9 protein-coding genes are annotated in these 11731 nt (G+C 64.5%); 6 read left to right on the top strand and 3 right to left on the bottom strand.

Annotated features, from left to right (window positions below; all coding sequences use genetic code 11):
* The first annotated feature begins 3 nt into the window (after positions 1 to 3).
* A complete protein-coding gene (locus ACX80A_RS07745; protein WP_459259117.1) occupies positions 4 to 435 on the top strand; it encodes an OsmC family peroxiredoxin in 432 nt (143 codons plus the stop codon).
* A 94-nt stretch (positions 436 to 529) separates the two neighbouring features.
* On the opposite strand, the gene ACX80A_RS07740 is transcribed toward ACX80A_RS07745, so the two are convergent.
* On the bottom strand, positions 530 to 4042 hold the full coding sequence (locus ACX80A_RS07740; protein ID WP_459259115.1) for a S41 family peptidase: 3513 nt from the start codon (positions 4040 to 4042) through the stop codon (positions 530 to 532).
* Positions 4043 to 4160: 118 nt separating this feature from the next.
* On the opposite strand from ACX80A_RS07740, the gene ACX80A_RS07735 reads away from it, so the two are divergent.
* Positions 4161 to 5060, top strand: a complete 900-nt coding sequence (locus ACX80A_RS07735) for a TIGR01777 family oxidoreductase (RefSeq protein ID WP_459259114.1) — start codon at positions 4161 to 4163, stop codon at positions 5058 to 5060.
* A gap of 10 nt (positions 5061 to 5070) precedes the next feature.
* Here the strand turns inward: ACX80A_RS07735 and ACX80A_RS07730 are convergent, their stop codons facing one another.
* Positions 5071 to 6774 carry a serine/threonine-protein kinase gene (locus ACX80A_RS07730; RefSeq protein ID WP_459259113.1) on the bottom strand — a complete coding sequence of 568 codons (1704 nt, stop codon included), beginning with the start codon at positions 6772 to 6774 and terminating at the stop codon, positions 5071 to 5073.
* Between the two features lie 109 nt (positions 6775 to 6883).
* Between ACX80A_RS07730 and lipB the strand changes: the two genes are divergently transcribed.
* From lipB to ACX80A_RS07715, 3 genes are all read left to right on the top strand, one after another.
* Positions 6884 to 7600, top strand: a complete 717-nt coding sequence (lipB, locus tag ACX80A_RS07725; protein ID WP_459259112.1) for a lipoyl(octanoyl) transferase LipB — start codon at positions 6884 to 6886, stop codon at positions 7598 to 7600.
* Positions 7601 to 7603: 3 nt separating this feature from the next.
* Positions 7604 to 8608 (top strand): lipoyl synthase, encoded by a 1005-nt coding sequence (lipA, locus tag ACX80A_RS07720; RefSeq protein WP_459259111.1) that lies wholly within the window; start codon positions 7604 to 7606, stop codon positions 8606 to 8608.
* 92 nt (positions 8609 to 8700) lie between these two features.
* The gene (locus ACX80A_RS07715; RefSeq protein ID WP_459259110.1) at positions 8701 to 9453 is read left to right on the top strand and encodes a DUF4191 domain-containing protein; all 753 of its coding nucleotides are present in this window, start codon (positions 8701 to 8703) and stop codon (positions 9451 to 9453) included.
* A gap of 137 nt (positions 9454 to 9590) precedes the next feature.
* Here the strand turns inward: ACX80A_RS07715 and ACX80A_RS07710 are convergent, their stop codons facing one another.
* Positions 9591 to 10028: an RDD family protein gene (locus tag ACX80A_RS07710; RefSeq protein WP_459259109.1), complete on the bottom strand. Its 438-nt coding sequence runs from the start codon at positions 10026 to 10028 to the stop codon at positions 9591 to 9593.
* 260 nt (positions 10029 to 10288) lie between these two features.
* Here ACX80A_RS07710 and glnA point away from each other — a divergent pair, with 260 nt between their 5' ends.
* On the top strand, positions 10289 to 11713 hold the full coding sequence (gene glnA / locus ACX80A_RS07705; RefSeq protein ID WP_459259108.1) for a type I glutamate--ammonia ligase: 1425 nt from the start codon (positions 10289 to 10291) through the stop codon (positions 11711 to 11713).
* The last annotated feature ends 18 nt before the right edge of the window (positions 11714 to 11731 follow it).

The following is an 11731-nucleotide window of genomic DNA, read 5'->3' as shown; positions in this document are numbered from 1 at the left end:
GTTATGGCTACAGTACGTTCAGCCCACACCGTCTGGAGCGGCAACCTGCAGTCCGGAAGCGGACAGGTCAGTCTCGACACCTCCGGCCTTGGTACCTATGACGTCACGTGGAAGGCCCGCGCGGAGGAGGCAGGGGGCAAGACCAGTCCTGAAGAGCTGATCGCCGCCGCGCACTCCTCCTGCTTCTCCATGGCCTTCAGCCTGGCGCTCAGCGAGGAAGGCAAGACTGCCGACCGGATTGAGACCAAGGCCGAGGTCGATTTTGTGCCAGGAGAAGGAATCACCGCCATCCGGTTGATCCTGGACGCTTCAATCCCGGACATCGAGGACGCTGACTTCCAGCGAATCGCCGAGTCCGCCAAGACGGGCTGCCCTGTGTCCCAGGCGCTGGCCGGTGTCAAGAGCATCACCCTTGAGGCAACCCTGCAGTCGTAACAGCGGCTGCAAAAAGGCGGCCATTCGGTTCTCACCGAATGGCCGCCTTATTGCGGGCGCGCTGCGTCCATCCCGAGCGTCGGGCCCCTGTGGTCTAGCCCCTGGCGGGCCGTGGCGGCAGGGGACCCGGGTTGAGCTGGGGATGGTTCGTGCGCACCGGTGGCACATCAGTGGGCAGTTCCGAGATCATTTCGCGCAGGATGGCCACCCCCTGTTCGAGCTGGGGGTCCTCCCCCGCCGCGTAGGCATGTGGTGGGAACGGTACCTCAATGTCAGGATCCACCCCATAGTTCTCCACGCCCCATCCGACGCCACCGGTCATCCAGAACGCGTAGCGCGGCTGGGTCACGGCCGTGCCGTCGGCGAGGGAGAACCTGCCGTCGATGCCCACGACGCCGCCCCAGGTGCGCGTCCCAATGACCGGGCCGATCCCCCTGAGTTTGGCTACCTGGGTAATGATGTCGCCGTCGGATCCGGCGAACTCGTCGGTCAGGATGACCACCGGTCCGCGGGGTGCGTGGGCTGGGTAGGTGCCGGGCTGCTCACCCCGGGGAAAGGACCAGGCGGTGACCTTCCGGCCGATGAGCTCTGCGACGAGCTGGGAGGTGTGGCCGCCGCGGTTTCGCCGGACGTCGACGATGAGCCCATCGCGAGCGGTTTCCCGGTCCAGATCGCGGTGCAGCTGGGCCCAGCCACGCGCCACCATGTCCGGTACATGCAGGTACCCAAAGGCTCCCTCTGAGGCCTGGTGCACGATTGCCCGGTTGGCGTTGACCCAGTTCTGGTACCGGAGGCGTTCCTCGCTGCGCAGCGGGACCACGGCGACCCGCCTGACCGACGATCCGCCGTCGTCGGTATCGGTCCCCGTTTGCCGGACCACTGTCAGTTCAACGGTCTTCCCTGCGGCTCCGGTGAGCAGGACCGCCGGCCCGTGAGCCAACGGCACCGGCACCCCGTCCACTGCGGCGATGATGTCACCAACAGCAACGGCCACGCCCGGGGCGGTCAGCGGGGACACGGCCTGCGGGTCCGAGGACTCTCCGGCAAAGATCCGCTCCACCACCCAGCCATCGGCTGACGGGGCCAGCTCCGCACCGAGGAAACCCTGGGCACCTGTTCCCGGTTCGCCGATCAGCATCGGCGTCACATAGGCGTGGGAGGTCCCCAGCTCCCCGTGCACCTCCCACAGCACATCCACCAGGTCGTCATGCGAACCGAGGCGCTCGACCAAGGGCCGGTACCTCTCGCGAATGGCCGGCCAGTCGAGGCCACCCATGTCGTCGGCCCAGAAGAAGTCACGCTGGAGCCGCCAGGTTTCATCAAATGCCTGGCGCCACACGCTGACCGGGTCAAGTAGTACGCGGATCCGTCCCAGGTCAACCTCGACGTAATCCGGTGAATCCTTGTCCACCTTGCCCTTGGTGGGCACGGCCGTCACCTTTCCGGCGTGGATCAGGACCGCCTTGGCGCCGTCGCTGCTCACCTCGAAGCTGTCCACCTCAGTCACCAGCGTCTCCGTGTCACGCTTGGCGAGATCAAATCGTTCCAGCCGCTTCGCCGGGTCCTTGGCGGTGGTGGTGGCCCGACCGTCGCCGGTCACGCCAACGCGTTCCATCACCGTCCACAGCAGTGCGCCGTCGACGGCGCGTAGTCCTTCGTATCCGCCCTGCTGCACCGGAACGGCGATGATCCGCTCGGCAAGATGGTCCGGGTCTACGACGACTGGCTGGCTGGCCTCGTCGTTGATGGCTGCAGCGGAGGACATGGCGGGGTCGGCTGCGTGTACCGACGGGCCGAACGGCGACGGCGTGTCAGCGGCAAGTGGCACGAGATACGGCTTGGTGGAGACGGGGAAGCTGAGGTCAAAACGGTGGGTGTCATAGACCGGGTCGAAGCTTCGGTCCGAGAGGAAAGCGAGGAAGCGGCCATCGCGGGTGAAGACCGGTGAATGATCGCGGAACCGTCCGTCCGTCACATCGAGCACCTTGGCACCGGATTCTGCCTGGGCCATCCGGACGCGGGTCCGCGCACCCTCACCGGTTACCGGCTCCGCCCACGTCAACCACCGGGAATCCGGTGAGAAGGCTAGATCGTCGACCGCCCCGTGACGGGTTGAGGCAAGGGTGAACAGTTCGCCGGCGGTGACCTGCAGGACCAGGATCTCCCCCATTTCGCCGGCGACCGCCACGCGGGAGCCGTCGGGGCTGGTGATGAGGTTGCTGGCCCGGAACAATCCGTCGAACGCCCACCGGGTGACTCCGGCCTCGGCCGCGCTGTCCTGCGCCACCACAATGTCTTCGGCCGGACCGCTTTCGTGCTCACCGTCGCTGTGAGCCTCATGTTCGGATTCCGAGTGGCTGTTCTGACCCGGGTGGGATGCGTCGTCGGGCTTGCTGACAGCAGGAACGGGCGCCGGCAGCTCCGGCTCCGCGTGAACGGGTGGGCTCGCCGGGGATGTGGAGGTGGCCGCGTTGACGCCGCCGGGCACTGTCCCATCGGCCGGGCCAGCGTGACCGCGCGACTCAAAGACGTTACTGATGAACAGCGCCTCCTCGCCGTCACGGTCGGCGATGTAGGCGACGCGGTCGACGCCGAGGGGTCGGCCCAGCCGGGCGCGGACACCTGCGGTGGCCTCCACCACCCGCGAGGGTCCATCCCGGTGAGTCAGCCAGTGCAGGGTACCGTGGCTCTCCACTACGCTGGCCGAACCGGACGCTACCGGAGTGACCGCGGCGAGGTGCCTGACCACGTTCAGCGGCTGGGGGCGCCGCCCGGTCGAGGCGGAACCAAGCGAGATGTCCAGCCTGACCGGCTCCGCGTCGAGGGAAGCCATCAGCCAGATGGATCCGGCGGATTCGAACACGATCCGGGTGCCGTCGGAGGTGGCGTGTCGTACATAGAATTCCTGGTGATCGGTGTGGCGTTGCAGGTCCTCGCCTTGCGGCGACACGGAGTACAGGTTGCCGTAGCCTTCATGGTCGGAGAGGAAGGCTACGCGGTTGTCAATCCACATGGGGTCGGCGAGATTGCCGTTGAGCTCGGGGAGGAAACGGGCGAAGTCCCCAGACCCATCGGCGTCCATCCACAGTTTCCCGGCGGTTCCGCCCCGGTATCGCTTCCACCAGGCGGGCTCGCGGGTGAGCACGCTGGCGATGATGAGAGGCCGCTCGTCACCGACCGCAGTGCCAGAAACGATGGCGTCGAGCGGGCCGTAGGGGAAAGCAGTCTGGACTGAGCCGTCCAGTGGGACCCGGTAACCCCAGGCGTGGCGGGGGTCCTCATGCCGGAAGGCGCTCGTGGCGATGACATCGCCGTCGGCGGTAAATCCTCGGACCTTGGTGCTCTGGTGTCCCCAGTAGGTCAGGCGGCGGAAATTGCCACCCTCGGTGTTGGCAGCCACCACTTCTGGCGCCCCCGCCTGAGTGACGGTCCAGGCGATAGTTAACCCATCGGGGGAAAACCGGGGACCCCGTGCAGGCAACTGCATGGCCGAGATCCGCCACGCGCGTCCGCCGGACACTGGCACCACCCAGACATCGTTTTCGGCTACAAAAGTGAGCAGGTCACCGTGGACATGTGGAAAGCGCAAGTAATGTGAAGAACCCATCAACCGATCATAGCCACAGACCCACCCCGCGACGGCGCTGGGCGTCCGCGGCCAGACGACTCTGCGCCACGAGAGTAAGTTGTTCCCATCCGGCCCGTGCGGGTGGTGGGATAGGGGTATGAAAATTCTGATCTCCGGTGCCTCCGGAACCATTGGCAAAGCCTTCATCAAGCAGCTCGACCAGGGCACGTATCAGGTGAAACGACTGGTCCGCCGTACGCCGTCGAGACCTGATGAAATCCAGTGGGACCCTACGGGCGGCGAGTTGGATCCGGCGATCATGGACAACACCGATGCTGTAGTCAACCTGTCGGGGGCAGGAATTGCAGGGGCGCCCTGGACCCGCGGCTACAAGGAGACCCTCTACTCGTCCCGGCTGACGGCAACCCGGACGCTGGTGGACAGCATGCGCTGTGCCGTATCGCCGCCGACCGTGTTTCTGAGCCAGTCGGCGTCGGGCTACTACGGGGACCGCGGGTCAGAGGTGTTGCCGGAAAGCGCCGAGTCTGGTGGTTTGCTCCTTTCCGATATCTGCAGGCGGTGGGAAGCCGAGGCACTCCGCGCGCCGTCGTCAGTGCGCACCGTCCTGATGCGCACCGGGGTGGTGATGTCCCCCACCGGCGGCGCGTTGCCCAAGCTGCTACTGCCGTTGAAGTTCTTCGTCGGCGGACCACTCGGCTCCGGCGCGCAGTGGTGGCCGTGGGTGACCCTCGATGACCAGGTCCGCGCGATGGCCTTCCTGCTCGAGTCCGAGGTCAGGGGCCCAGTCAATATCTCTTCCCCCTCCCCCGCGACGGTCACTGACCTGACCAACGCACTCGGCACGGCGCTGAACCGCCCCACCCGGTTCAGGGTACCCGAGCGGGTGTTGACCACTGTTCTGGGACAGCTGGCCCGCGAGCTGTTGTTGCCCAGCGCCCGGCTTGACCCCACGGTGCTCAAGCAGGCTGGGTTCGAGTTTCGTCATGAGTCCCTCGATGACCTGGCTCGCTGGGTGCGGGAATCCCGGCCCGCTTAGCCATCGGCGCCTAGGGTTCGTGGACCGCGCGAATTCGCCATCTGCCGTCCTCCAGTTGCAGAACGAAGACAAGCTTCTGAGTGACCGGGGCGGATTGGGGCTGCAGCCCGTCGTCGGGCCGCGTTCCAGTGTCCGGCACCTCGGCGTACCCCGACGTCGTTGACGTCGCGGTGACTGCCGCGGTAGCTCCGGCGTCATCCCCGGAGCCGGTCTCGTGGGTGCCCGCGGCCCCTGCACCGGTGGCCGGGTCGACGTCGGGGGCTGGGGAGAGGTCGGTGAGCTCTATCGTGAGACCAGTGAGGAAATGCCCCCGGCGCGCCAGTTCCGCGACCGCCTCACGATCCGTGGCCATGGCCGTTGACCCTTTCACGTTGACCAGCTGTAACAGGTCCGGGTCGGCGGTTTCAAAGGCATGCTCCCTGACCCTCGACAGGTAAGGGAGGACGGCCAGCGGATCCGTCCCGGCGAGGGCCTCGGCTGGTATTCCGGGGATAGTACGTCCGCCCAACTCGGTAGGTACTGCCGCGGCGGGTGGCGGCTCCCGCGCCTGGCTAGAGTCCGGGGTGCTGAAGTCTTTGGGAGTCGCTGAGGTGGGTGGCGCGACAGTGTCTCCATCTCCGCCCAGCAGCGCAGGCACAGCGCCCAGCACTCCGGAGATCGTGAGTCCGACCAGGGCGAAAACGGCGACAGCCAATCCCGCAACCCCAACGGCGTGGTTCCCCACGGCGCGAATCCGCATTCTCCGGACGCGGCCAGTACGCGCTCCGGAATGGCGTCGGCCGAATCGGTGCCCGGCCCGACGTCGGGGCCGTCGGCCTCGTCCGGGCCCTGTTGCTGTTTCATCAGGATGGGACCGGCGCGTCCTGAGAGTGGGAAGTACTTCCGGGTGGACTGCCGCCACCAGGTCGAGCGGCTCGGCCGGGGCCGTGCGCTGGACTGCCCGGGCGAACTCGTGGGCTCCGGGCCGTGCCGCCGGGTCACCGTCCAGGCCCCAGTTGATGAGGTCGAGGAGCTCCACCGGTGTCTCAGGCACCAGCAGGGACAGCGGCGGACGCAGCATCGCTGGCCCCGGCACCCTGCCGGTCAACGCGAACCAGCCAACAGCGGCCAGTGCATAGATGTCCGCCTCGGTGTTCAACCGGTCGGGATCCGGGGACCCCTCGTGGAACCCTGGGGTCCCGCCCACAGCATGTCCTCCCTCTCCGAGGAGGCGACTGATCCCGAAATCCCCAAGCAGGGGCTTGCCCAGCTCAGTGAACACAATGTTGCCCGGCGAGACGTCACCGTGGGCCGCTCCCTCATCGTGAAGGTAGGCGAGAACCTGGGCCATGGGCGTCAGCACTGTGACCACCTCTCCCGGTGGCAGAGGCCCCCGGACGGACACAAGGTTGAGCAGGGACCCGCCAGCGGCGTAGTCCATTCTCAACGCAATGCCCTGGTCGGTAGTCACGACATCGTGGATCGCGAGCAGGTGATCGTGGTGGAACCGAGCGAGAAACTGTTCCTCCCGCCGCAAGGCCTTCGCATCGAGGTGGACGTCAAAGGACGGGTCAATGACTTTCAGGGCGAAAGCTTCTCCTGACACGCCGCGAACCAGCCAGACTCTGGCACTCCCCCCGCACCCCAGCAGGCGTTCACAGTGGTAGCCCTGCAGCAACGGCGGAGCGGGTGCCGGGATGTGTCGGGTTCCGATGCTGGCGGGTGTGCTGTCCATGCACCAGTTGTAGCGGATCGTGAGAGATCCCGCAGAAGTTATCCACAGGGACGCCGGGCAAGGCGCCGTCGATGTCAGTGATGTCCTCCCGCAGGTCTACCCTTAACCCATGACACTTCAGTATTTGCGTGTTGGGCTGGACCCGGAATTTGTTGACTACGAGGCTGGCTGGGACCTGCAGCGTGAACTGCACGCCGGTGTTGTCGCAGGGACCGCGCCCAGCACCGTCCTCCTGCTGGAACATGCGGCCGTTTATACAGCAGGGCGGCGAACCGAAGACCACGAACGGCCCTTCGACGGGACGCCGGTTGTCCCGGTCGATCGTGGCGGGAAACTCACCTGGCACGGGCCCGGCCAACTGGTGGGGTACCCCATTCTGGCCCTTCCCGAACCGACACGGGTGACCGGGTACGTGGCCATCCTGGAAGACGTGATCATCGCCGTCCTCCGGGACTATGGAATCTTGGGGATCCGGATCGATGGCAGGTCCGGTGTCTGGGTCGCCGCCGATGAGCGCGGGCCAGACCGCAAAATCGCTGCCATTGGGATCCGCATCAACCGGCGGGTCACCATGCACGGGTTTGCGGTGAACTGCAGCAATGATCTGGCGCCCTTTACCCAGATTGTGCCGTGCGGTATCTCCGATGCGGGGGTGACCACCATTTCGGCTGAAGCGGGGCGCACGGTGACGCCGTCGGACATCGTTTCGCGGATTGAAGAAGAACTGCGCAAGAATGAACTATTACTGGTTGCCGAGGTGGCAGAGAATATCCGCCCGGCAAGCACAGCCAACCCAGCCGGTATTATCCGGCCGGAAGGAGCATAACCCGTGAGCCTGGCCCCCGAAGGACGCCGTCTTCTGCGCATCGAGGCGAGAAACGCTGAGATTCCGGTGGAGCGCAAACCCGACTGGATCAAAGCGAAGGTGAACATCGGCCCCGAATTCGTGGCCATGAAGAACCTGGTGAAGAAAGAGGGACTCCATACTGTCTGTGAAGAGGCCGGTTGTCCCAATATTTTTGAGTGCTGGGAAGACCGCGAGGCCACTTTCCTGATCGGCGGCTCGGAGTGCACCCGCCGCTGCGACTTCTGCCAGATCGATACCGGCAAACCTCAACCGCTGGACCGAAGCGAACCGTTCAAGGTTGCGCAGTCCGTGCAGTCGATGAATCTGCGGTACGCCACGGTGACTGGCGTCGCCCGCGATGACCTGGCCGATGAGGGTGTCTGGCTGTATGCGGAGACAATCCGCCAGATCCACAGTATGAACCCCGGCACCGGCGTCGAAATCCTGATTCCTGACTTCTCGGGCAAGCCTGAGCACATCGAGGCCATCTGCGACGCCGCGCCCGAGGTCTTCGCTCACAACGTTGAGACCGTCCCTCGCATCTTCAAGCGCATCCGTCCCGCCTTCCGCTATGAGCGGTCCCTCGACGTCCTCACGCAGGGCCGGGACCGCGGCAGGGTCACCAAGTCCAACCTGATCCTGGGTATGGGTGAAACCCGCGAGGAAATTTCCGAGGCCATGCAGGACCTGCACGACGCCGGCTGTGACCTGATCACCATCAACCAGTACCTGCGGCCCAGCGAACGCCACCTCCCTGTGGATCGGTGGGTGAAGCCACAGGAGTTCGTCGAGCTTCGGGAAGAGGCCGAGGAGATTGGCTTCCTTGGCGTCATGAGCGGACCGCTCGTACGTTCGTCCTACCGTGCCGGACGGTTGTGGGCACGCGCCATGCGCAAGAAAGGCCTGGAGTTGCCACCCGCGTTGGCGCACATCGAAGATTCCGGCTCGACGCTCCAGGAAGCGTCTAGCCTCGCACCAACGGGCTAGCCCCTGGGTCAGTTCGGGACCACCCTGATCGTTCGATCGGGGTGGTTTCGCACGTCCACCCGACGTTCCGGATCACGTAGAATTGAAGCACTATGGCCAACAGCATTGAATCAGACGGATCATCCACCCCTAAGCGGCGCCTCTTTTCCCGGAAGCCAAAGCCCGGGAAGGGACCGAAGAAGACCGGGCGGATGAAGCAAATCTCCGAGGTCTTCAAGATGACCCGGCGGAATGATCCAAACGTCGTCTGGATCATGCTGCTGGCTTTCCTGTCGATCGTCGCCATCGGCCTGGTGATCGGCTTCCTGATTCAAAACTGGATCACGATGCTGATTATCGCCATCCCGCTGGGCTTCCTTGCCGCAGTCTTCATCTTGTCCCGGCGGGCCGAGCGGGCAGCGTTCTCCCAGATCGAGGGCCAGGCAGGCGCTGCTGGGGCGGCACTGAGCGTACTGCGGCGCGGGTGGATCCTTCAGGACCAGCCAGTCGCGATGAATCCGCGCTCACAGGACGCGGTTTTCCGTGCCATTGGCCGGCCAGGCATTGTCCTCGTCACCGAAGGCCCGTCGGCCCGGGTCAAGCCGCTGGCTGAAGCCGAACGCCGCAAAATGGCCAGAATCGTACCCAACGTGAAGGTCCATGTCATTGAGGCTGGACGCGGCGAGGGGCAGGTTCCTCTGGCCCAGGTAGCCAAGAAGGCCCAGAAGCTCAAGAAGAACCTCACCAAGCAGGAAGTCCAGGCTGTGAACAAGCGACTTACCGCGCTGGGAACCAAGTTGCCGATCCCCAAGGGCATCGACCCGTTCAAGGCACGCCCGGACCGTAAGGCAATGCGCGGCCGCTAACCGAACGTAAAAGCCGGCCCGCCCCTGAGAGCATTTTCTCAGGAGTGAGGCCGGCTTTACTATGTCTGCGGGTTTCTTCTTGGTCGGCAGGGCGTGGAGTGATCAGGACACGCGCGGCCGGCTGGACTCGCAGACAGCTAGATGCGGACCAGGACGGTGTTCACAGCACGGTCGTGGATGCCCCGCTGATCGCGGTCAACGATGACAGCCGGAATCACGAGGCAGATCAAGAGGGTGCGGACCAGCGCCTTGCCGTAGCCTGCCGGACGGCCCGCGACCGTTTGGACCTGCATACCCATGATCCGATGGCCGATGCTGTACCCGAAGAAACCGACCAACAGAATCTGGGTGAGGGCGAAGACACCCAGCGTGGCAAAGCTGTTGTAGTCGAAGAACCCGTAGGAAATCAGCGATGCAAGGGCCCAATCGATGAGCAGAGCCACGACTCGGCGCCCCGGCCGGGCAATCGCCGCGAGACCATCCTTGGGGCGGCCCATCCCCTGGCCGGGCCAGTAGTTTGAGCTATCGGCCGGTGTACCACCGAGCCATGAACCGATGTCATTTCTGTCTACCACGGTTCAATCTTAACGCGTCTGATCGGGCGGGCTGCGCGCCGTCGTCGTCGTCATCCGGGCGTCCCTTCCGACCCACAGACGCAAATCAGGCTAGGCTGGAAGCGCCTTCAGGCCCAGACCAGTCATTAAGTAACGTGCCGGAAACAATCGCGACACCAGTGGGAAACTGCAAACTCCTACAGTTGTAACCATTGCGGCGGCGCTCACTGTCACTGATCTGCGCCCGGTCGTTACCCCCACATGCGTTAGGAGCATAAACGATGTTCAAGAATGCGGACGAAGTCCTCAAGTTCATCGCTGACGAAGACGTAAAGTTTGTCGACGTCCGATTCACCGATCTTCCCGGAGTGCAGCAGCACTTCAACGTTCCGGCAAAGTCAGTCGATGCAGACTTCTTTGTCAACGGCCAACTGTTCGACGGTTCGTCGATCCGTGGCTTCCAGGGAATCGCCGAGTCGGACATGCAGCTGATTCCGGACGTCACCACTGCGTTCATTGATCCGTTCCGCATGGAGAAGACGCTTGCGCTGAGCTTCTCGATTGTTAACCCTCGGACCGGCGATCCCTACCACCGGGACCCACGGGGTGTGGCAGAACGTGCCGAGGCGTACCTGAGCTCCACCGGCATCGCGGACACTGCGTTCTTCGCGCCGGAAGCCGAGTTCTACATCTTCGACAACGTGCAGTACGAGTCCCTTCCCCAGGGCAGCTTCTACAAGGTTGACTCGATCGAGGCACCCTGGAACAGCGGCCGCGAAGAAGAGGGCGGGAACCTTGGCAACAAGACCCCGTTCAAGGGCGGCTACTTCCCGGTCTCCCCGGTCGACAAGCAGGCCGACCTCCGCGACGCGATCTGTGTCGAGCTGGACAACGCCGGCCTCGAGGTTGAGCGGTCCCACCACGAAGTAGGTGGCGCTGGTCAGGCCGAGATCAACTACAAGTTCACCACCATGACGCATGCTGCTGACGACCTGCAGAAGTTCAAGTACATCGTCAAGAACGTTTCCGATGCGTGGGGCAAATCGGCAACGTTCATGCCGAAGCCAGTCTTTGGCGACAACGGCTCGGGCATGCACTGCCACCAGTCGCTGTGGAGCGCCGGCGAGCCCCTCTTCTACGACGAGCGCGGTTACGCAGGACTGTCCGACATGGCCCGCTGGTACATCGGCGGGCTGCTGAAGCACGCCTCGGCCGTCCTCGCGTTCACCAACCCGACGGTGAACTCCTACCGTCGCCTGGTCAAGGGCTTCGAAGCCCCGGTCAACATGGTGTACTCGCAGGGCAACCGTTCAGCCGGTATCCGGATCCCGATCACGGGCTCGAACCCAAAGGCAAAGCGCATCGAGTTCCGCGCGCCGGACCCCTCATCCAACCCGTACCTGGCATTCGCCGCCCAGCTGATGGCTGGGCTCGACGGCATCAAGAACCGGATCGAGCCAGCTGATCCGATCGACAAGGACCTCTACGAGTTGCCTGCCGAGGAAGCCAAGGACATCCAGAAGGCTCCAGGCTCGCTGGAGGAAGCTCTGCTCGCCCTTGAGGCCGACAACGAGTTCCTGCAGGCCGGCGGCGTCTTCACCCAGGACCTGATCGACACCTGGATCGACTACAAGCGCGAATTCGAGATCATCCCGCTGTCACTGCGCCCGAACCCTTACGAGTTCGAGCTGTACTACGGCGTCTAGTCTCTTGCTGAAATAAGA

It is taken from the genome of Arthrobacter sp. TMN-50, from assembly GCF_054511125.1.
The sequence above is the reverse complement of the archived record's forward strand: the minus strand, read 5'-3'. Positions and strand labels throughout refer to the sequence as shown.